The 20,734-nt window shown below is 65.2% G+C and carries 22 protein-coding genes; 7 read left to right on the forward strand and 15 right to left on the reverse strand.

What is annotated here, in order from left to right; all coding sequences use genetic code 11:
- Window positions 1-93 precede the first annotated feature (93 nt).
- The 3 genes from metF to PFLCHA0_RS28700 all read left to right on the forward strand — a co-directional run bounded on the left by metF (window position 94) and on the right by PFLCHA0_RS28700 (window position 3,971).
- Window positions 94-939, forward strand: a complete 846-nt coding sequence (metF, locus tag PFLCHA0_RS28690) for a methylenetetrahydrofolate reductase [NAD(P)H] (protein WP_015637341.1) — start codon at window positions 94-96, stop codon at window positions 937-939.
- A gap of 124 nt (window positions 940-1,063) precedes the next feature.
- Entirely contained in the window at window positions 1,064-1,879 is an 816-nt protein-coding gene (locus PFLCHA0_RS28695) for a substrate-binding periplasmic protein (protein ID WP_015637342.1), read from the forward strand.
- 223 nt (window positions 1,880-2,102) lie between these two features.
- Window positions 2,103-3,971, forward strand: coding sequence for a DEAD/DEAH box helicase (locus PFLCHA0_RS28700; RefSeq protein ID WP_011063975.1), 1,869 nt, complete (start codon window positions 2,103-2,105; stop codon window positions 3,969-3,971).
- 299 nt (window positions 3,972-4,270) lie between these two features.
- On the opposite strand, the gene PFLCHA0_RS28705 is transcribed toward PFLCHA0_RS28700, so the two are convergent.
- Complete coding sequence (locus PFLCHA0_RS28705; protein ID WP_011063976.1) at window positions 4,271-4,867, reverse strand: YceI family protein; 597 nt, start codon at window positions 4,865-4,867, stop codon at window positions 4,271-4,273.
- Window positions 4,868-4,899: 32 nt separating this feature from the next.
- On the reverse strand, window positions 4,900-5,451 hold the full coding sequence (locus PFLCHA0_RS28710) for a cytochrome b (RefSeq protein WP_011063977.1): 552 nt from the start codon (window positions 5,449-5,451) through the stop codon (window positions 4,900-4,902).
- 317 nt (window positions 5,452-5,768) lie between these two features.
- Here PFLCHA0_RS28710 and PFLCHA0_RS28715 point away from each other — a divergent pair, with 317 nt between their 5' ends.
- Entirely contained in the window at window positions 5,769-7,175 is a 1,407-nt protein-coding gene (locus PFLCHA0_RS28715; RefSeq protein ID WP_015637344.1) for an adenosylmethionine--8-amino-7-oxononanoate transaminase, read from the forward strand.
- Between the two features lie 83 nt (window positions 7,176-7,258).
- Window positions 7,259-7,978 carry a 16S rRNA (uracil(1498)-N(3))-methyltransferase gene (locus PFLCHA0_RS28720; protein ID WP_015637345.1) on the forward strand — a complete coding sequence of 240 codons (720 nt, stop codon included), beginning with the start codon at window positions 7,259-7,261 and terminating at the stop codon, window positions 7,976-7,978.
- Between the two features lie 14 nt (window positions 7,979-7,992).
- Here PFLCHA0_RS28720 and PFLCHA0_RS28725 read toward each other — a convergent pair whose 3' ends face one another.
- The 3 genes from PFLCHA0_RS28725 to PFLCHA0_RS28735 are packed head-to-tail and all read right to left on the reverse strand — an operon-like array spanning window position 7,993 to window position 10,538.
- Window positions 7,993-8,895 (reverse strand): transporter substrate-binding domain-containing protein, encoded by a 903-nt coding sequence (locus PFLCHA0_RS28725; RefSeq protein WP_015637346.1) that lies wholly within the window; start codon window positions 8,893-8,895, stop codon window positions 7,993-7,995.
- Window positions 8,896-8,924: 29 nt separating this feature from the next.
- Complete coding sequence (locus PFLCHA0_RS28730) at window positions 8,925-9,275, reverse strand: RidA family protein (protein ID WP_015637347.1); 351 nt, start codon at window positions 9,273-9,275, stop codon at window positions 8,925-8,927.
- Between the two features lie 21 nt (window positions 9,276-9,296).
- On the reverse strand, window positions 9,297-10,538 hold the full coding sequence (locus PFLCHA0_RS28735; protein ID WP_015637348.1) for a D-amino acid dehydrogenase: 1,242 nt from the start codon (window positions 10,536-10,538) through the stop codon (window positions 9,297-9,299).
- Between the two features lie 107 nt (window positions 10,539-10,645).
- Between PFLCHA0_RS28735 and PFLCHA0_RS28740 the strand changes: the two genes are divergently transcribed.
- On the forward strand, window positions 10,646-11,551 hold the full coding sequence (locus PFLCHA0_RS28740; RefSeq protein WP_041120225.1) for a LysR family transcriptional regulator: 906 nt from the start codon (window positions 10,646-10,648) through the stop codon (window positions 11,549-11,551).
- A gap of 75 nt (window positions 11,552-11,626) precedes the next feature.
- Here the strand turns inward: PFLCHA0_RS28740 and trhA are convergent, their stop codons facing one another.
- On the reverse strand, window positions 11,627-12,244 hold the full coding sequence (gene trhA / locus PFLCHA0_RS28745; RefSeq protein ID WP_011063984.1) for a PAQR family membrane homeostasis protein TrhA: 618 nt from the start codon (window positions 12,242-12,244) through the stop codon (window positions 11,627-11,629).
- 155 nt (window positions 12,245-12,399) lie between these two features.
- On the opposite strand from trhA, the gene PFLCHA0_RS28750 reads away from it, so the two are divergent.
- A complete protein-coding gene (locus tag PFLCHA0_RS28750) occupies window positions 12,400-13,317 on the forward strand; it encodes a LysR family transcriptional regulator (protein WP_015637350.1) in 918 nt (305 codons plus the stop codon).
- Between the two features lie 109 nt (window positions 13,318-13,426).
- On the opposite strand, the gene madM is transcribed toward PFLCHA0_RS28750, so the two are convergent.
- From madM to mdcA, 9 genes are all read right to left on the reverse strand, one after another.
- Window positions 13,427-14,191 carry a malonate transporter subunit MadM gene (madM, locus tag PFLCHA0_RS28755; protein WP_011063986.1) on the reverse strand — a complete coding sequence of 255 codons (765 nt, stop codon included), beginning with the start codon at window positions 14,189-14,191 and terminating at the stop codon, window positions 13,427-13,429.
- A gap of 1 nt (window position 14,192) precedes the next feature.
- The gene (gene madL, locus PFLCHA0_RS28760; RefSeq protein WP_015637351.1) at window positions 14,193-14,609 is read right to left on the reverse strand and encodes a malonate transporter subunit MadL; all 417 of its coding nucleotides are present in this window, start codon (window positions 14,607-14,609) and stop codon (window positions 14,193-14,195) included.
- Window positions 14,610-14,676: 67 nt separating this feature from the next.
- On the reverse strand, window positions 14,677-15,612 hold the full coding sequence (gene mdcH, locus PFLCHA0_RS28765; RefSeq protein WP_015637352.1) for a malonate decarboxylase subunit epsilon: 936 nt from the start codon (window positions 15,610-15,612) through the stop codon (window positions 14,677-14,679).
- Window positions 15,609-16,235, reverse strand: a complete 627-nt coding sequence (locus PFLCHA0_RS28770; RefSeq protein ID WP_041752659.1) for a malonate decarboxylase holo-ACP synthase — start codon at window positions 16,233-16,235, stop codon at window positions 15,609-15,611. The genes mdcH and PFLCHA0_RS28770 overlap by 4 nt, the downstream gene beginning before the upstream one ends.
- Window positions 16,232-17,035, reverse strand: coding sequence for a biotin-independent malonate decarboxylase subunit gamma (mdcE, locus tag PFLCHA0_RS28775; protein ID WP_015637354.1), 804 nt, complete (start codon window positions 17,033-17,035; stop codon window positions 16,232-16,234). Before mdcE ends, PFLCHA0_RS28770 begins: the two co-directional genes overlap by 4 nt.
- Window positions 17,032-17,883, reverse strand: a complete 852-nt coding sequence (locus PFLCHA0_RS28780; protein WP_015637355.1) for a biotin-independent malonate decarboxylase subunit beta — start codon at window positions 17,881-17,883, stop codon at window positions 17,032-17,034. The genes mdcE and PFLCHA0_RS28780 overlap by 4 nt, the downstream gene beginning before the upstream one ends.
- The gene (locus PFLCHA0_RS28785; protein ID WP_015637356.1) at window positions 17,876-18,175 is read right to left on the reverse strand and encodes a malonate decarboxylase subunit delta; all 300 of its coding nucleotides are present in this window, start codon (window positions 18,173-18,175) and stop codon (window positions 17,876-17,878) included. The genes PFLCHA0_RS28780 and PFLCHA0_RS28785 overlap by 8 nt, the downstream gene beginning before the upstream one ends.
- Window positions 18,175-19,050, reverse strand: a complete 876-nt coding sequence (locus tag PFLCHA0_RS28790) for a triphosphoribosyl-dephospho-CoA synthase (protein WP_015637357.1) — start codon at window positions 19,048-19,050, stop codon at window positions 18,175-18,177. The genes PFLCHA0_RS28785 and PFLCHA0_RS28790 overlap by 1 nt, the downstream gene beginning before the upstream one ends.
- On the reverse strand, window positions 19,050-20,726 hold the full coding sequence (gene mdcA, locus PFLCHA0_RS28795) for a malonate decarboxylase subunit alpha (RefSeq protein WP_015637358.1): 1,677 nt from the start codon (window positions 20,724-20,726) through the stop codon (window positions 19,050-19,052). Before mdcA ends, PFLCHA0_RS28790 begins: the two co-directional genes overlap by 1 nt.
- Window positions 20,727-20,734 lie beyond the last annotated feature (8 nt).

Genomic DNA, 20,734 nt, shown 5'->3' on the forward strand with positions numbered 1-20,734 from the left:
TTTCAAGCAGCAGGCTGCAGGCACAAGAAACCAGCGCACCTCCGCTTTTTCTTGGCGCTTGCCGCCTGTTACTTGCAACTGGAGGTCCCCTCCATGTCCCAAGATCGTCGCTACAGCTTCGAGTTCTTCCCCACCAAGACCGATGCTGGGCATGAAAAACTGCTCGCCACTGCCCGTCAGCTGGCCGGCTACAACCCCGATTTCTTCTCCTGCACCTACGGTGCCGGCGGCTCGACCCGTGATCGCACAGTCAACACCGTGCTGCAACTGGAGAGCGAAGTTAAAGTCCCTGCGGCGCCGCACCTGTCCTGCGTCGGCGACAGCAAGGACGACCTGCGCGGCCTGCTGCAGCAGTACCAGGCAGCCGGCATCAAGCGCATTGTCGCCCTGCGTGGCGACCTGCCTTCGGGCATGGGCATGGCCAGCGGTGAACTGCGCTACGCCAATGACCTGGTGAGCTTCATCCGCGAGGAAACCGGCAGCCACTTCCATATCGAAGTCGCCGCCTACCCGGAAATGCACCCGCAAGCGCGCAACTTCGAGGAAGACCTGGTCAACTTCGTGCGCAAGGCCAATGCCGGTGCCGACAGTGCGATCACCCAATACTTCTTCAACGCCGACAGCTACTTCTACTTCGTCGAGCGCGTGCGCAAGATGGGCGTGAACATCCCGATCGTGCCGGGCATCATGCCCATCACCAACTACAGCAAGCTGGCGCGCTTCTCCGACGCCTGCGGCGCAGAGATTCCGCGCTGGATCCGCAAGCAGCTGGAAGCCTATGGCGATGACAGCGCCAGCATCCAGGCCTTCGGTGAACAGGTAATCAGTGACATGTGCGAACGCCTGCTCCAGGGCGGCGCACCCGGGCTGCACTTCTATACCTTGAACCAGGCCGACCCGAGCCTGGCGATCTGGAACAACCTCCAGCTGCCACGCTGACAGGCTGCAACCCAAGCTCCGGGCCCTGGTGAAAACCGGGGCCTTTTTGTTTGCAGCAGCCTTGAGCTAGAGCGTCCGGAACTGCCTCTAGCAATTGCATGATCTCTCGTCGTAATCTCCAGCAATGTCCGTCATAGCCCGGTTGCTGACCGCCCTTCTCTGCACTTGCCTGAGCCTTGCCGCCCATGGCGAGAAGCTGCGCATTGTCACCGAACCCTGGGCACCCTATGTCTATGAGGAAAATGGCACGGCCAAGGGCCTGGACTACGAAACCACCGCCATTGTCTTCCAGCGCCTGGGCATAGAGGTGCAGTGGCAGTTCCTGCCCTGGAAACGCTGCCTGGCGATGCTGGAAACCGGCCAGGCCGATGGCGCCCTGGACATCTTCCACAGCGACCAGCGCGACGGCACCCTGCTCTACCCCAACGAACCGCTCTCGGACGTGGAGTTCGTGATGTTCTATGCCAACCAGCGCCCATACCCGTTCAAGCGCCTGAACGAACTCAAGGGCCTGACCATCGGCACTTCCCCCGGCTATCTGTACAGCGACGATTTCAGCAACTCGACCCTGTTCAACCGCGAACCGGCCCCCACCCACGAAGCCAATTTCGGCAAGCTGCTGCTGGGGCGGATCGACCTGCTGATTACCGACAAACGGGTCGGCCAGCACCTGCTGGACAGCCTGGGGCTGCGTGACCAGGTCAGCCAGAACCCCACTGTCATCAGCCGCCAGAGCCAATACCTGGCCGTGCGCCGCAATGCCGGCATGGACCTGCTGGTACAGCGCTTCGGCGCCGAACTGAAGCGCTTCAAGCGCGAACCGGCCTACGCCCAACTGAGCGCCAAGTACGGTGCTGAACCTGCTCTGCCGCCGGTCAGGTCTTCATCAACCCGCGAGTCAGAAAAAACCGTTGAGCAGCAGGAAAGCAGCGCACACTGATTGCTCTGTTATACTCCGGCCTCCCGCCAGGCTCACGCCCGGACGCTGGACCCTGTTCAAGGCCTCTCCACCCCGCTACAGCGCAGCCAACCGGCCCGCGCGAGCCGCCGGTGAATGACCCTTCAGGCCAGCAGGACCGGACGGGATTGCGTCCTCTTAAACGCCATTCACGCCCGGCAAGATTATCCCTTTGGGCCAAGCCCTCACTAAAACAGGATTACTCATGTCCTTTGCTTCCCTCGGTCTCTCCGAGGCTTTAGTCGGCGCCATCGAAGCCGCCGGCTACACCCAGCCTACTCCGGTGCAACAGCGGGCCATTCCCGCCGTGTTGCAAGGTCGCGATCTGATGGTCGCGGCACAGACAGGTACTGGTAAAACCGGCGGTTTCGCCCTTCCGATCCTGGAACGGTTGTTTCCCAACGGTCATCCGGACAAATCCCAGCGTCATGGCCCGCGCCAACCCCGCGTACTGGTCCTGACCCCCACTCGCGAGCTGGCCGCGCAAGTGCATGACAGCTTCAAGCTGTACGCCCGCGACCTGAAGTTCGTCAGCGCCTGCATCTTCGGCGGCGTCGGCATGAACCCGCAGGTCCAGGCCATGGCCCGTGGCGTCGATGTGCTGGTGGCGTGCCCCGGCCGTCTGCTGGACCTGGCTGGCCAGGGCAGCGTCGACCTGTCCCACGTGGAAATCCTGGTTCTCGACGAAGCCGACCGCATGCTCGACATGGGCTTCGTCCATGACGTCAAGAAAGTCCTCGCCCGCCTGCCGGCCAAGCGCCAGAACCTGCTGTTCTCCGCGACCTTCTCCAAGGACATCACGGACCTGGCCGGCAAGCTGCTGCACAACCCCGAGCGCATCGAAGTGACCCCGCCGAACACCACGGTGGAGCGTATCGAGCAGCGGGTCTTCCGCCTGCCGGCCAGCCACAAGCGTGCCCTGCTGGCGCACCTGATCACCGCCGGCGCCTGGGAACAGGTCCTGGTGTTCACCCGGACCAAGCACGGCGCCAACCGCCTGGCCGAGTACCTGGACAAGCACGGCCTGAGCGCTGTGGCGATCCACGGCAACAAGAGCCAGAACGCCCGTACCAAAGCGCTGGCCGACTTCAAGGCCGGCGAAGTGCGGATCCTGGTCGCCACCGATATCGCCGCCCGCGGCCTGGATATCGACCAACTGCCTCACGTGGTCAACTTCGAGCTGCCTAACGTCGACGAAGACTACGTGCACCGTATTGGCCGTACCGGCCGTGCCGGTCGCTCCGGCGAAGCCATCTCCCTGGTGGCTCCGGACGAAGAGAAACTGCTGAAAAGCATCGAGCGCATGACCAAGCAGAAGATCGCCGACGGTGACCTGATGGGCTTCGATGCCAGCGCAGTGGAAGCCGAGAAGCCGGAAGTGCGCGAGCGTCCGGATGTGCGCAACCCGCGCAATCCCCGTGGCCCACGCGGCGATGGCCCGAACGGCGGTGGCGGTGGTGGCGGTCGCAAGGACAAGGGCAAGGACAAGGGTGGCAAGGAAAAACCCGCCCGTGGCGAACGCCCGGCCCGCGAGCAGAAGCCTCGTGAAGGCACCCCGGCCCGCGAACAGCGTCAACCGACGCCCCGTGCCGATCGCGCACCGGACGAGTTCCTCGACGACGACGTGGACAACTTCGGTAACCGCGCTGATTACGTCAGCCCGTACCAGAACAAGAACAACCAGGGCCGCGGCCGCCGCCCAGGGGCTCCGGCCCAGGGTGCGGGCGCTGGCAATCCGCCACGCGGCGGTGCCGGTGGTGGCCAGGGTCGTTCCGGCAACCCGCGCAACAGCAACGGCAGCACCACCGGCACCGCGCCGGCCAAGCGCAGTGGCGGCCCGCGCAACGGCGCCCCTCGTGACAGCCAGGGCCGTCGCGACGAGCCGCGCAATCGCCGCCCGAATCGTGACGATCAGCCACGCCAGGAACCGGCCGTGCAGAATCCTCGGGGCAACCAGCCGAAGATCATGCACAAGGAATCCAAGGCCGATCGTTTCCCGACGCCTGAGCAGCTGGATCAGTTGCCAAGCCGTCCACGGGGCGAAAAGCCGGCGCTGCTGACCCGCAACCGCTGAGCCTCGCGCTGAAATGAAAAACGCCCCTGGCCGCAAGGCCCGGGGCGTTTTTTATGGTGGCTGGTCGAGGGCGTTTCTGTAGCCGCTGCCGCAGGTTGCGAACGAGGGGGAACCCGGCGCGAGGATCTGACCGGCTCACCGTGTTTCATGACGGGCAATAAAAAACGCCCCCGGTTTGTGGCCGGGGGCGTTTTTTTGCCTTCGCAGGTTGCGACCAGTCCTATAAGGGCTGTGCGGGGGAGATCGCGAAGGCCCTGCGGGCCTTGTCGCAGCCTGCGGCAGCGGCTACAGACGAAGCATTACTTCGCTTTCACGCCTTCGAAGCTGATGTACAGGTCAACATTGTTGGAGGCCGGGCCCAGGTCCATCATCTTGCCGAAATCCTGGCGATTGATGCTGGTGGTACCTTCGAAGCCGGCACGGTAGCCGCCCCATGGGTCCTTGCCTTCACCCAGGAAGGTGGCCTTGACCACGACTGGCTTGGTCACGCCATGCAGGGTCAGGTCGCCGGCCACGTCAGCGGTCAGCTTGCCGTCGGCGTTCTTGCCGGTGGGCTTGACGCTGGTGGAGACGAACTTGGCGTCGGCAAACTTGCCGGCGTCCAGGAAGTCCTTGCTGGTGATGTGCTTGTCACGTTCAGCGTGGTTGGTGAACACGCTGGCGGTGCGCACGTTGACTTCGATCTTGGCGTCTTCCGGCTTGGCCGCGTCAAAGCTGAACTTGCCGTCCAGGTCCTTGAAGGTACCGGTGATGAAGCTGTAGCCCAGGTGGCTGATCTTGAAGTCGACGAAGGCGTGCTGGCCTTCCTTGTCGATCACGTAGTCCGCTGCCATCACTTGACCGGCCGCCAATACAGCAGATCCGATTGCCAGAGCGGCGAGAGTCTTTTTCAACATGCTTTCTATTCCTTTTGAGTCAAGGTTGAACATCAGGCTTTGCGACCCAGCATACGGGTAAGGGTCGCATCACGATCGATAAAGTGGTGCTTCAGCGCAGCCAGGCCATGGATACCGGCAAAGATCACCAGTGCCCAGGCCAGGTACAGATGCACCACACCTGCTACATCTGCCTGGTCCGGTAGTCCGGAGATCAGGGCAGGAACTTCAAACAAGCCGAACACCGGGATACCCACGCCGTCGGCGGTGGAGATCAGGTAACCGGCAATCATGACCGCGAACAGGCCGAGGTAGAGGAACGCGTGCCCCAGCTTGGCCCCCAGGCGGGTCAGCGGCCCATGGTTGGCCGGGGCCGGCGGCGGTGGGCTGACCCACCGCCACAACACCCGCAGCAGCATGATTGCAAACAGTGTCAGGCCGATACTCTTGTGCAGGTCCGGCGCGTCTTTGCGCCAGGTGCTGTAGTAGTCGAGGCCGACCATCCACAGGCCCAGGGCGAACAGACCAAACACCGCCAGGGCCACGCCCCAGTGCAGAACAATGCTGACCCAACCATAGCGAGAAGAAGAATTACGTAACTGCATCAGTTGCATCCTGTAAGAAACGCAGATCAAGACTAGCGATTTACCTATCGAATTAAAGCGGAATTTTTTGCTTTGAAATATCGAGAAATACGATCAGTAGTCTGGACCGAGCGCGTTAAGAAAAGATTAAGCCTCACGCCAAGCCAGCCTTCTTGCTCCCTCGTGCCGTGCCCTGGGTCTTGCAGGCGGCGTCTTTGCACCTGACGCATCACGCCGTGGCGCGTCTTGCACAATAGGTTGTCCCGCGGCCATGCATTGCATAGGCTTGCCCGATTGTTCGCCCGCGCCGTTGGCGGGCCGCTTCCAGGAGACTGTACATGGGCCTGAATAACCAGTGGATGCAACGCGATCTTGCGGTGCTGTGGCATCCCTGCACCCAGATGAAAGACCACGAACAGCTGCCGTTGATCCCCATCAAGCGAGGCGAAGGCGTCTGGCTGGAAGACTTCGAAGGCAAACGCTACCTGGATGCGGTCAGCTCCTGGTGGGTCAATGTGTTCGGCCACGCCAACCCGCGCATCAACCAGCGTATCAAGGACCAGGTGGACCAGCTGGAACACGTGATCCTCGCCGGCTTCAGCCACCAGCCGGTGATCGAGTTGTCCGAGCGCCTGGTCAAGATCACCCCCGAAGGCCTGACACGCTGCTTCTACGCCGACAACGGTTCGTCATGCATCGAAGTGGCGATGAAGATGAGCTTTCACTACTGGATCAACCGCGGCCAACCGAACAAGAAGCGCTTCGTCACCCTGAGCAACAGCTACCACGGCGAGACCATCGCCGCCATGTCGGTGGGCGACGTACCGCTGTTCACCGAGACTTACAAGGCCCTGCTGCTGGACACCCTCAAGGTGCCGAGCCCGGACTGCTACCTGCGGCCCGAAGGCATGAGCTGGGAAGAACACTCGCGGAACATGTTCGCCGCCATGGAGCAGACCCTGGCCGAGCACCACGAAACAGTGGCCGCGGTCATAGTCGAGCCGCTGATCCAGGGCGCCGGCGGCATGCGCATGTATCACCCGGTGTACCTCAAGCTGCTGCGCGAAGCCTGCGACCGCTATGGCGTGCACCTGATCCATGACGAGATCGCCGTGGGTTTCGGCCGCACCGGCACGATGTTCGCCTGCGAGCAGGCCGGCATCCGCCCGGATTTCCTGTGCCTGTCCAAGGCCCTGACCGGCGGCTACCTGCCCCTGGCCGCGTGCATGACCACCGATGAGGTCTACAGCGCCTTCTACGACGACTACCCGACCCTGCGCGCCTTCCTCCACTCCCACAGCTACACCGGTAACCCGCTGGCCTGTGCCGCGGCCCTGGCGACCCTGGATATCTTCGAGCAGGACAAGGTGGTGGAGAACAACCACGCGCTTGCCCGGCGCATGGCCAGCGCCACCGCGCACCTGGTGGACCACCCCCACGTTGCCGAAGTACGCCAGACCGGCATGGTCCTGGCCATCGAGATGGTCCAGGACAAGGCCAGCAAGACCGCCTACCCCTGGCAGGAACGCCGCGGCCTGAAAGTCTTCCAGCACGCCCTGGAACGCGGCGCCCTGTTGCGTCCCCTGGGCAGCGTGGTGTATTTCCTGCCGCCGTACGTGATCACCCCGGAACAGATCGACTTCCTCGCCGAAGTCGCCAGTGAAGGCATCGATATCGCCACCCGCGACCAGGTCAGCGTGGCGGTGCCCAAGGACTTCCACCCCGGCTTTCGCGATCCGGGCTAGAACAGGTCGTTAGTTGTGGCGAGGGAGCTTGCTCCCTCGCCACAGAACGCTTTCCACCGATTCACATTCAACAGAGAACCCAGATGAGATTGTCCCGCTTCTTTATCGACGCCACCCTGAGCCTAGGCGAACACGAGTTGCCGGAAGCCCAGGCACACTACATCGGGCGCGTACTGCGCATGGCCGAAGGTGCTGCCCTGCAGGTGTTCGATGGCTCGGGCACCGAGTTTCGCGGGGCTCTGGTGGAAGTGGGCAAGAAGCGGGTTCGGGTCCAGCTGAATGAAAGCTTCGCCGGCCAGGAAGAATCACCGCTGCGGATTCACCTGGGCCAGGGCCTGTCCCGAGGCGAGCGCATGGACTGGGCGATCCAGAAGGCCACCGAACTGGGGGTCAGCGAAATCACCCCGATCTTCAGCGAGCGCTGCGAAGTGCGGCTCAAGGACGAGCGCGCCGATAAGCGCCTGCTGCACTGGCGCCAGGTGGCCATCAGCGCCTGCGAACAGTGCGGCCGCTCGCAGGTCCCGGTGATCCACCCACCCGTGCTGCTGGCGGACTGGATCAAGCAGGCCCGGGCCGACCTGAAGCTGGTGCTGCACCCCGTGGCCCAGCCCCTGGAAAGCCACGCCAAGCCTGCCAGCCTGGCGTTCCTCATTGGCCCTGAAGGCGGCCTGACAGACGCCGAAGTGGAGCTGTCCCACAGCGCCGGTTTCCTCCCCGCGCGCCTGGGGCCGCGGGTGCTGCGTACCGAAACCGCTCCCGTGGTGGCCCTGGCCGTGGCCCAGCAACTGTGGGGTGACTTCTAACCCTTCCTTGGTGGCTATTGCACCGGATCGCTGGTGGGCTGGGCGATGATCGCTTTGAGTTCACTGGTCATGGGGAATTCCAGGTTCAGGCCCTTGGGCGGAATCGGCTGCTGGAACCAGCGCTGGTAAATGCCGTTGATCTCCCCGGAGCGGTACAGGTCCGCCAGGGCGCCATTGACCAGGGCCAGGAACTGCGGGTCATCCTTGCGCACCATGCAGCTGTAGATCTCCCGCGACTGTTCTTCCCCCACCACCACCCAGTTGTGCGGATCCCGGGCCTTGGCCCGCTCGCCGTACAGCAACGCATCGTCCATGTAGAACGCCGCCGCACGCCCCGACTGCAGCATCTGGAATGCCTCGCCGTGGTCCTTGGCGCTGATCACGAACATGTCGATCTTGTGCTCGACGTTGTAGCTCTTGAGAAAACGCTCGTTGGTGGTCCCCGCCGTGGTCACCACGTTCTTGCCCCGCAGGTCGGCGAAGCTCTTGATCCCGCTGTCCTTGGCGGTCAGCAACTGGCCTTTGACGTAGATGAAGCCATAGGAAAACGCCACCTGCTTCTGCCGCTCGGCCGTCACCCCGGTGGAACCGCACTCCAGGTCCACGGTGCCGTTCTGCACCAGGGGAATGCGCGTCTGGGAGGTCACCAGGTTGTACTTCACTGCGAGTTTGGGCAGGTGCAACTGTTGCTGGATGCGCTCCACCACCTTGCCCGCCAGTTCCACCGAATACCCCATGGGCTGGCCACTGTTGTCGCCAACATAGGAGAACGGCACCGATGCATCGCGATAACCCAAGGTAATGGTGGAGCTATTGGCGATCTTGGCCAGGGTGCCGTCCAGGGGCACTTCGCTGGCGTGGGAAATGGCGCTGAACAACAGTCCCAGGGTGCAGCCGAGCAACGTGATCTTATGCATTGTTATTCTCCGTTGTGGGTAGAAGTGATTCAGCGGCGAACAGCGATGACGCTGATTTCGATGAGGATCTCCGGACGTGCCAGGGCCGCCTGCAAGGTAGTGCGAGCCGGTGCCTGGCCCGGAGACAGCCAGGCCGACCAGACCACGTTCATGGCCGCGAAGTCCGCCTGGATGTCCTTGAGGTAGAGCGTTGCGCTGAGCAGATGATCCTTGTCACTGCCGGCTTCGACCAGCAAGGCGTCGATCTTCTCCAGGACCTCCCGGGTCTGACCGCCGATGTCGCTGCTAGAGCCCGGCACCTGGCCGGAAAGGAACACCAGTTCGGCAAAGGTGACGGCGCCGCTGAGGCGATTGTTGCTGTGGATACGCTGGATACTCATCTGAAGACTCCTGTTGAACATTCAGGCGACGCGGGGCGCCAGGCCCTGCATGTCGATGCTGGTGGAACGCTGGCCGATCAGTTCGCCAAGCAACTGGCCACTGCCGCAGGCCAGGGTAAATCCCAGCGCGCCGTGGCCAAGGTTGAGCCACAGATTGCGATAGGCGGTGGCTCCGATCAGCGGCACGCCGCTGGGAGTGGCGGGACGCATACCGGCCCATTCGATGGCTGCCGCATAATCACCGGCGGCGGCGAAGGTCTGCTCGGCCTGACGCCGCATCAAGGCCAGCCGAGCCGGGTCCGGGGACGGGTCGAAGCCGACGATGTCGACCATGGCCGCCACCCGCAGTTGCTGGCCGATACGCGCATAGACGATCTTGCGGTTGTAGTCGGTGATGCTGATGCCCGGCGCCCGGTGCTGCGGGCCGATGGGCACGCTGAGGCTGTAGCCCTTGAGCGGATACAGCGGCAGCTGGAGCCCGGGCAGGCGCAGTTCGGCGCTGCGGTGCCCGGCAGCCAGCACCAGTTGGTCCACCGGCAACACGCGCTCCCCCAGGTCGATGGCCTGGACCTTATCTCCCCCATGGCGAATGCCCCGCACCCGCTGGCCCAGTAGGATTTCGCAGCGCCCGGAAGCGCGCAGCCGCGTGGCCAGTTGCTGGCAGAAGGCGTGGCAGTCGGCCACTTCTTCATCCGGGGTATAGATACCGCCGACGAAGGGCGTATCCCCCAGGGCCGGTTCCAGGGCCGTGCATTCGGCGGCGCAAAGCACCTGTTGCTGGCCGCTGTCCGCCAGGTTGTGCCGGGCGTGCTCGAAGCTTTTTTGCTCGCGGAAAGTCACCAGCTTGCCGTTGCGCCGCCAGTCGAAGCCCTGTAGGCCATCCTCTTCGCGCCAGCTTTGCAGGGTGCTCTGGCTGAGCAGCGCCAGGCGCAGCAGGTGCGCGCCATTGCGCCGGTTCACCGAGTGCCGGCAAGCACCGAGGAACCCCGCCAGCCAGCGCCACTGCGCCGCGTCCAGGCGTGGCCGCAGCTTGAGCGGAGAGTCGCCCTTGAGCATCCAGCCCAGGGCCTGCCAGGGCACCCCGGCATCAGCCAGAGGCGCCACATAGCGATAGGACAGCTGCCCGCCGTTGGCGAAACTGGTCTGGCTGCCCAGGGACTCCTGCGCCTCCACCAGCGTCACCTCGAAGCCCTGGCGGACCAGGGCGTAGGCACTGGCCAAACCGATAACGCCCCCTCCAATGATGCAAACCCGCTGACTCATGACTGCCCCTGGCCTGTTGGTCGATGGCCCAAGGTTAGGGGCAGGTGACAGGCGCCGGACAATGAATAAAGATGGACCTCCCATAAACAAAGGTTATGGACTGTCCCATGCGCCTTCGTCATATCGAGATTTTCCAGGCCATCCGCCAGACCGGCTCCATCAGCGGCGCGGCGCAGTTGCTGCATGTCTCCCAGCCGGCGGTGACCAAGGTTTTGCAGCACGCCGAACTGCAGTTGGGTTTCCCGTTGTTCCTGCGGGTGCGTGGCAAGTTGCAGCCAACCCCGGAAGCCCTGGAGCTGGAGCGCGAAGTGGACAAGGTCAGCGAGAGCCTGCAAGGGGTACGCCGCCTGGCCCAGAACCTGCGCCGGGCGCCGGGCCACAGCCTGCGCATCGGCGCCACACCGGCCCTGGCCCTGGCCTTGCTGCCGCCCGCCATCAGTGAATGGATCCGCCTTTACCCGGACAGCCTATGCGAACTGTCCAGCGCCCATAGCCGCGAGCTGGTACAGAACCTGCTGATGCGCGAAATCGACCTGGCGCTGACCCTGCAACCCCCGGATCACCCGGGCCTGAGCGCCCAACCCCTGGCCCAGGGTGTGCTGGTGGCCCTGGCGCCGCTGGGCTTCTGGCCCGAGCACAGCCGCGGCCAGCCCCTGGCGCTGCAGGAGCTGGCGGACGCGCCACTGATTGGCCTGAGCAGCGCCGACCCGTTGTCGGCCCGGCTCGACAGCTACCTCAAGTCGGTGGAGCCACCGCCGCGGGTGAGCATTGCCGTGCAGACCTATTCCCTGGCCCGGGCCATGGTCGAGTCCGGCGCCGGGCTGGCTCTGATCGACCCCTTCACCGCCCTGGGCGCCTCAACGGCCAACACCGCTATCCGCCCCTTGAGCCCGCCGCTGCCGATCACCCTGTACGCCGTGACCCGCGCCGCAGAACCGCCGCCCCACACCCTGGCCAGCCTGCTGGAAATCTTCGCCCGCCAGGCCCGGGCCCAGCTCGACCGCCCCTTGTAGGAGCTGGCTTGCCAGCGAAAACGTCCGCCAGCACGGTGCAAATCCAGAGGGCCCGCTGCGCCGGCCAGCCGGCCCCTACAGGACGTAGAACAGGATCGCGACGAAATGCAGCAGGCTGCCGGCGATCACGAACAGGTGCCAGATGCCGTGGGCATGGCGCAGGCGGCTGTCGAGGGCAAAGAAGATGATGCCCACGGTGTACAGCACCCCGCCCGTGGCCAGCCAGGCGAAGCCGGCTGGCCCCAGGGCCGCCAGCAGCGGCTTGACCGCCACCAGGACGATCCAGCCCATCACCGCGTAGATCACGATGGAGAGAATCCGCGCCTCCGAGCGCGGCTTGATCTCCTGGAGGATGCCGATCAGCGCCAGCCCCCAGACGATGCCGAACAGGGTCCAGCCCCAGGGCCCGCGCAGGGTCACCAGGCAGAACGGCGTGTAACTGCCGGCAATCAGCAGGTAGATCGAAAAATGATCAACCTTCTGCATGATGTTCTTCGCCCGTCCGCGCACGCTGTGATAGACCGTGGACACGCTGTAGAGCACCAGCAAGGTGAAGGAATAGATCGCCACGCTGACGATCTTCCACGGGCTGCCATCCAGGCTGGCCAGCACCACCAGCCAGATGCCGCCGATAAACGCCGCGATTGCCCCCAGCAGGTGGGTCCAGGCGTTGAATCTTTCTCCGTGATACATCAGTCGCTCACCCTTGAAACATTGAAAAAACACGCAAGGCTCAGGCCTGCAGCTTGAAAGCGCAATATGTCTATTGGGGCGCGGCCGAGAAAATACCAGCGGCCACGTCCTGACCGATCGGGCATCATCAGCCCCTCCTCAGCAGAGTCCGGACCATGCTCATCGACGAAGAGTTGACCCTGAAAAAGCTCGAAGTGTTTCTGGCCTTCATGCGCACCGGCAACCTGGCCCGCGCCGCCGCCGAGTTGCAGACCAGCAATGTCAGCGTGCACCGGGCCATCCACTCCCTGGAAAATGCCCTGCGCTGCCCGCTGTTCAAGCATGAAGGGCGCAACCTGACGCCCCTGGAAAGCGCCTTCGTCCTGGAGGAACGGGCACAGAAGCTGGTGCAGGACGTGGTCGAGAGCGTGCGCCTGACCCGCGAAGCGGCGGGCTTTTCAGCAGAACGCTTCAAGCTCGGCGCACTTTACTCGCTGACGGTGAAAACCGTGCCGCAGTTGATCATGGGCCTCAAGCTGCGCCGCAGCGAGCTGAACATCGACCTGATCCTGGGCTCCAACATCGACCTGCTGTACAAGCTCAAGAACATGGAAGTGGACGCCATCCTGATTTCCCTGGACGACAGCGCCCATGACCCGGACTGCGAGCAACTGCCGTTGTTTTCCGATGACATTTTTCTCGCCACCCCCGCCGATTCGCCCTTTGCCCAGCAGAGCGAAGTGGACCTGGCCGACGTGCGCGACGCCACCTTCATCACCCTGACCCAGGGCTTTGCCACCCATCAGGACGGGGTGCGAGTGTTCAAGCAGGCGGGGTTCGAACCCAAGGTGGCGATGCAGGTCAACGACATCTTCACCCTGCTGAGCATGGTCAGCTCCGGGGTCGGTTATGCGTTGCTGCCGGGGAGGATCGCGGCGGTGTATGAGAACCGCGTGAAACTGATACCGCTGCAGGCGCGCTACCGCCTGCAGCAGCATATCGGCGTGGTGTTTCTCAAGGCCAAGGAGCGCGACCCGAACCTGTTGGCGCTGCTGGCCGAATGCCGGATGTACGCCAACCGCCAAACCCCCTAGAAGCCGGCCGGCCCGGCCTTTTGTAGGAGCTGGCTTGCCAGCGAAGGCGTGCGCAAGAACAGCGCATGCCTCACGGGCCTCTTCGCCGGCAAGCCGGCTCCTGCAGGGGTTAGCCCACCAGGCCGCGGACGATGAAGAACAGCAGCGATGGCCCCAGCAGGCAGCCCAGCCCGGTGTGGAAGGTGGCGGTCAGGGCGCCGTAGGGCACCAGCCGCCGGTCCGTGGCTGCCAGCCCCGCGGTCACGCCGCTGACGGTGCCGGCCAGGCCACCGAAGACCATCGCCGAACGCGGATTGTCCAGGCCCATCCAGCGCGCGGCCATGGGCGTACCCACCATCACCAGGATCGCCTTGATCAGGCCCGTGGCAATCGACAGGGCCACCACGTCGGAGCTGGCACCAATGGCTGCGCCGGTCACCGGGCCGACGATATAAGTCACCGCGCCGGCACCAATGGTGGTCATGCTCACCGCATCGCGATAGCCGAAGGCCCAGGCGATGCTCGCGCCGACAATGAACGGCAGTACCGTACCCAGCAGCAGCGCCACGGCACCGATCATCCCGGCCTTGCGCGCCTCGGTGGCCTGTACTTCAAAGGCCGTGGCGACGATGGCGAAGTCCCGCAGCATGGCGCCCCCCATCAGGCCGATGCCGGAAAACAGGGCCAGGTCCGCCAGGCCCTTCTGACCACCGGTCAGGGTGCCGCCAACCCAGGCCAGGACCAGGCCGATGACAATGGCAATGGCCGATCCGTGTACCCGGCCGAACGTCAGGCGCTTGGACAGCAGCACCGAGACCCACATGATCACTCCGACGAAGGCGAAGGCGGTGACCAGACCGTTGTGCTCCAGGCCTTTCTCGATCAGATCCCACATCTCAGCGCCCTCCTGCCGGTGCGGCTTTCACACCCGGCTCCAGCGGCTCGGCCGGCAGTGGCTCGCCCTTGTGGGTGCGGCTGATAAGGGCGATGGTGCATCCGCAGAGCACCACCGAACCGATGGCCGCCAGCACCGCCACCGGCCCGCCGTGCAGCGCCGTCACCACGTTCTGCTGGGCGGCCATGGCCACCACCACCGGAATGTACATGGCGCCCCAGAAACCCACGCCCATCTCGCAATCCTTGGTCATGCCGCCGTGCCTGTGCATCCACAAACGGGCGCAGATCAGCAGGATCATGGCGATGCCGACTCCGCCGACATTGGATTTCACCCCCAGCAACACGCCGAGCATGTCGCCGATAATCACACCCGCTAGCGTACAGATCGCCAGCAATGCCACACCGTAGATAATCATTGTCGTAGTCCTCAAAGTGCATCGTCGAAGTTGTTGTTCTTGTGCTTCGTCAGCCTGAGTCGGTGCTCTATCGGTCGCGGCTTCCCTCCTCACTCAACAGGGCTTGCAGGGTGTCCAGGCGCGCGCCGTCGAAGGCGATCACCGTCCCTTGGGCAAACACCCGGCGGGCCAGCCCGGTCAGTACCGCGCCGGGAGGCAATTCGACCTGCAGGCGCACCCCGCGCTCGTAGGCGCTTTGCACCGTGCCGCGCCAGTCGACGACGCGGCACATGTTGAAGGCCAGGTCGTCACGCAACGCTTCCACGGAGCGCATGAGGCGCGCCCGGCTGCCACTGAGGTAGCCCAGCTTCGGCAGCTGCAGAGGTACCTCGGCAAAGGCGGCAGCCAGAGCCTGGGCCGGTTGCTCCAGCAGTGGGCAATGGGACGGCACGCTGACCGCCAGGCGCTTGGCCACGCCGACCCCGCACCCCCGGGCCAACTCGGCCACGGCATGCATCGCGGCATCGCTGCCGGCGATCACCACCTGGTTGTCAGCGTTGATATTGGCCAGGTACACCGGCCTCTGCGGGCTGTGGACCTGGGCCAGCAGCCCTTCCACCGCCGCCAGTTCCAGGCCGATCAATGCGGTCATGCCATAGCCCTGTGGATAAGCCTGCTGCATCAACTCACCCCGCAGGCTCACCAGGCGCAAGGCGTCGGCAAACTCCAGGGCCCCGGCCACCACCGCCGCCGGATAGGCGCCGATGGACAGGCCCGCCACGTAGTTCACCCGAGTATCGGGCTGCAACAGAGTGCGCGCCGCCGCCACGCCGGCGATCAGCAGGCACAGCTGCACCGCCCGGGTGCTGGCCAGGGCTTGGGGTGAATCCAGCGTCAGTACGTCCTGCCCCAACACATCGCTGGCCTCTTGCAGGCAGGCCCGCGCTTGCGGGCTTTGCGCCAGACGCTGGAGCATCCCCGGCTGCTGCGCGCCCTGGCCCGGAAACACCAGCAGGCTGCTCATGCCGCCTGCTCCTGAGGGTTCCAGGGGTCGCTGACCAGGCGCGCGCCACTGGCGCTCTTGAGCAGAACCCGGGCAGCCGGCCCGGCCCATTCGCGCAGGGCCAGGGCGCCGCCGGGCACCTGCAATTGCATATCCACCGGGCAACCGGCGCCGTCCAGCAGCGCCAGCAATTCACGGGCCCGGGCCCGTGGCAGAGGCTCCGGGGTACGCAGGATCAGGTCCAGGTCGCTGTGCTGATGCAAGGCCGCCACGCCGCTCGCCAGCTCGAAACCGGCACTGCCACTCACGCCCCAGATCCACTCCTGGGCATCCAGTTCATCGCGCAAGTGCTGCAACGCCTGCAACGCCGGCCATGGGCCCTGGGGCGGTACATGACACAGCTGCTCGGGGCGCACCCCGCGCTGCACGGCTTGCAGATCCAGCAGCGCCGGATAGCGCTGTTCCCGGGAAACACCGCGCAAACCCACCGCAACCTGCCCCGGTGCAGTCAGGGCCCGGCGCACCACCACCGGCTGCCCGGCCTCCAGCACCGCATGGGCCCAGGCCGGCGCATCGCCCGGCAACTGCGCCGGGGTCATGCCCCACAGCAGGTCGTGGGGCAGCCAGGGGCCGCACCCGCTCACCACTGCTCCCGCAGCAACTGCCGGACTCGGCTCGACGCCGCCCGGTTCACCGCGCCCAGACGGCTGCCGAGGTCGACGCCCTTGGCCCGCACATCGGCAATCGCCGCCAACAGGCATTGATTGACCCGGGCCAGATCCTCCGCCGTCGGCTGCTCAATCTGCCGCACCGACAGGGTTTCCCACAGCAGGCCCAGGCCCGCGTAGCTGTCGATGTCATAGGCCATGGGCGGCACGCTGGCGGCCAGGGCTTCCAGCTCCTCGACGCTGCGCAGGGTCACCCGCGCCGCCGAGGCCTTGCCCATGGCGTGCACCATCACCCCCGGGTCACGCAGGGCGATCAAGCGGTTGGCCTGATACCCATGGGCCAGAAAGGCCCCGGACATGGCCTTGCCCACCAGCAGGGCGATCACCGGGTGCCCGGCCAGGCGGGCCCGGGCATAGCTGTCGGCGGCGCCCGCCAGGGCCTGATGAATGCCCAGCGCCTCTTCGCGCCGGCCATAGGCCTGGCTCGGCACATCGACAATGGCGATCAGCGCCCGCTTGTGCTCCTGGTCCTGATCGGCGCGGATCACCTCATCCACTGCCTTGGCCAGCCCCCAGCCTTCCAGCAGGCCGACCTCGCCCTGACGGGCGCGGGGAAAACGGTTGTCGGGGTCAGGCACTACCGCAATGAAGCGCGCCGGCTGCCCGTCCAACTGGCCGTCGGCAACCTTCAAGGAAGGTGGCAGGCCGCTCACGGGGGTTGCATCGCCACTCAAGGCGTCGAACCAGTTCAGGCCCCGCAGGGAACTAGCAGTCATGGGCGGTCTCCTTGATACAGGTCGCGCACCGTCGCCGCATCGATTTGCGGCGTCGTGTTCAGGCGGGACAGACGTTGCAGGTACAGCTCGGCCTCGCGGCTGCGTTGCCGCGACGGCAAGCCCAGGGCCAGCAGCTCACGGACCTGGGCCTGGATCAGTGCCACATCGTCAGCCACGTAGCGGTCCACCAAGCCACTGGCGAAACGCTGCTCGCCGCCGGTCAGGCTCCAGATGAAAGGCCGGTCCCGGGAGTCGTATTCCTCAAGGCCCGCTTCCTGCTCGATCACCTGCGGGCCGTTGAGCCCCAGGCGCGCTTCCTGGGTGACCAGCAGATAACTGCACAAACCGGCGGCAATCGACATGCCGCCAAAGCAGCCGACGCTGCCGGCCACCACGCCGACCACCGGCTGGTACTGGCGCAGGTCGACAATCGCCGCATGAATGTCGGCAATCGCCGCCAGCCCGAGGTTGGCTTCCTGCAGGCGCACGCCGCCGGTTTCCAGCAGCAACACGGCGCGGGTCGGGATGCCGTTGCGGTTGTCCTCGGCGGCCAGCTCCAGGGCGCCGGCAATCTTCGCCCCCCCCACTTCACCGAGGCTGCCGCCCTGGAAAGCGCCTTCGATGGCAGCAATCACCACCGGCGAACCCGCGATGCTGCCCTTGGCGATCACCACCCCGTCATCAGCCTGGGGCACTACGCCCTGGCGCTCCAGCCAGGGCGACATGACCCGCTGGAACGGGTCCAGCAACTCACGAAAGCTGCCGGCATCCAGGAGTGCCCGGGCCCGCTGCCGAGCACCCAGCTCGACGAAGCTGTGCTTGTTCAACAAGCGTGCGCTGTCAGTCATGGCCGATCTCCTCGAAGCCCTGCTCCAGGCGCAGGCGCACCACCCCGGGGGTGGCGCCGAAATCATGGATGTCGATCAACAGCGCCGGCGGCGTCTGGCCGTCGAACATGCGCTCGAACAGGTGCTGCCAGCGCGATGCGCTGCCGTTTACCGAGGTCTGTACCTGGATGCTCAATTTGCCGGGCTGCCCCGGCTCCAGCAGCACTTCCAGGTCGCCGGAGCCGACACAGCCCACCAGGGCGCGGCCACGGCCGGGCTGGCCGGCGGGGAATTCAAAGGACAAGGTTTCCATCAGTTCGCTCCCTGGTTAACAGCATCGCCGGATTCGATCCGGTCCAGCAGCAGGCTGGCCGCCAGCAAGTCGGCAGCGCCGCCGGGCGAGGCATTCAAGGTCAGTAGTTGCAGATCCAGTTCATGCAGGCGACGACGCCCGGCCAGGGTGGCGCTGCCACCAGCATCGAGCACCGCCCGGGCCCCCTGCTGCATGGCCTGCAGGCCCAGCTCACCGGCGCGATAGAGCACGCAGGTGTCCGCCAGCCGGCTCATGATCGCCAGCAAGGCATCGAGCCGGGCATTCTGTTCGCCATGGCCCTGGGCGCGGCTGCGCTTGAGCTGCGGCAGCCCCAGTTGCAGCACGGCGGGAAAGCCTTGCTGGGCTTCTTCGCGGGCACCGCGCACGCCGTAGCGCAGCGCCACCTGGGCGCCATGGCTCAAGGGGCGTGGTGCATAACGGTCTTCGAGCAAGGCCAGGCGCGCGGCCCGCAGCGCGACACTGCCGGCACTCGTGGCTTGAGGTTCCAGCGCGGCGGCGGCCACCAGCAGCCCCAGGGCCCAGATCGCCCCGCGATGGGTATTCACCCCACCAGTGGTGGCGAGCATGGCCTGCTCGCCTTCTCGGCCAATGCGCCCCAGGGCTTCACGCAGGGGCAGGCCCACTTCCCCGAGCAGCAGGGCAGCGTCGGCCATTTCCTTGAAGGCCGGCCACAGCGACAGCGCCGAGGCATGCATCAGGCCCAGGTGCAGGTCGGTGTGGGCGCCATTGCCACGGCGGTCCACCAGGGCCGGCTTGGGCGACAGGTCGGCCTCGTCGATCAGCGCGTCCACCGCCAGGTCCGCCAGGCGCTCGGCCAGGCTCGGGGTGGGTGATTGCAGGTTGAATGCGTGCATTACCAGCTCCTGAACTTGGCGGGCGGGTTGTACAGGCCACCGGACCACTCCACCAGGTCGGCCACGCTTTTCGCCGCCAGCAGCTCGCGGCTGGCGTCGGTGCGGCGGATGCCCAGGTCTTCCGGCAGGGCAATCAGGCCTTCACGGCGCATGCGCGCGGTGTCCTTGGGGTTGTGGCGCAAGCCGATGGCGGTAACCCCGGCCACGGCGGCGATCATCGCCTGGCGCTCTTCCAGGGAACGGGCCTTGTACAGGTAGGCGATGCCTTCCTCGGTCAGCAGGTGGGTGACGTCGTCGCCGTAGATCATGATCGGCGCCAGGGGCATGCCGCTCTTGCGCGCCACGTCCACCGCGTCGAGGGTTTCGACGAAGGTCGGTTTGCCGCCTTCCTGGAAGGTTTCCACCATCTGCACCACCAGCTTCTTGCCGCGTTCGAGCATGGCCTGGGGTGCATCGCTCTGATCCTGGCGCATATCGAGCCAGGCCGGGGTGCCGTGGCGGCGCCCGCGGGGGTCGTGGCCCATGTTCGGCGCCCCGCCGAAACCGGCCAGGCGGCCACGGGTCACGGTGGAGGAATGGCCGTCGCCATCCACCTGCAAGGTGGCGCCGATAAACAGGTCCACCGCGTACTGCCCGGCCAGCTGGCAGAACATCCGGTTGGAACGCAGGGAACCGTCGCGACCGGTGAAGAACACGTCCGGACGCGCGGCGATGTAGTTTTCCATGCCCAGTTCGGTGCCGAAGCAATGCACGCTGTCCACCCAGCCACTTTCAATGGCCGGAATCAGGGTTGGGTGAGGATTGAGGGTCCAGTTGCGGCAGATCTTGCCCTTGAGCCCCAGGGATTCGCCGTAGGTGGGCAGGATCAGCTCGATGGCCGCGGTGTTGAAACCGATGCCATGGTTCAGCGACTGCACGTTGTGTTTTTCGTAGATGCCGCGAATCGCCATCATCGCCATCAGCACGTGCACCGGCTTGATATGGCGCGGGTCACGGGTGAACAGCGGCTCGATATAGAACGGCTTGTCGGCCACCACCACGAAATCCACCCAGGACGCGGGAATGTCGACCCGGGGCAGCTCGCTGACATCGTCCACCAGCTGGTTGACCTGGACGATGACAATGCCGTCGCTGAAGGCCGCCGGCTCGATCAGCGCGGGCGTGTCCTCGGTACTGGGGCCGGTGTAGATGTTGCCGGCGCGGTCGGCCATGAACCCGGCAGAGAGCACCACATTGGGGATCAGGTCCACCACCAGCCGCGCATAGAGTTCGATGTAGGTATGGATGGCGCCGATTTCCAGCAGCCCGTCTTCCAGCAACTGGCTGATGCGCAGGCTCTGGGTGCCGGCAAAGGAAAAGTCCAGCTTGCGGGCGATGCCGCGCTCGAACAGGTCCAGGTGCTCGGAACGGCCGACGCTGGGCATGATCATGTGCAGGTCATGCAGCCTGGCCGGGTCGGCCTTGGCCAGGGAGCGGGAGAGAAAGTCCGCCTGTTTCTGGTTGTTGCCTTCCAGCACCACCCGGTCGCCGGGCAGGATCAGCGCTTCCAGGGCCGCGACGATCTTGTCGGTCGGCAACACCACGCCATCGGCGATGGCCCGCACCTGCTCGAGGCGCCGCTGCTTTTCGCTGCGCCGCCGCGACCAGCGCGCGTCGGGGGAAATTATTGTTGTCATGCTCACTC

Source organism: Pseudomonas protegens CHA0, from assembly GCF_000397205.1.
In the GTDB taxonomy this organism is placed as follows: Bacteria; Pseudomonadota; Gammaproteobacteria; order Pseudomonadales; family Pseudomonadaceae; genus Aquipseudomonas; species Aquipseudomonas protegens.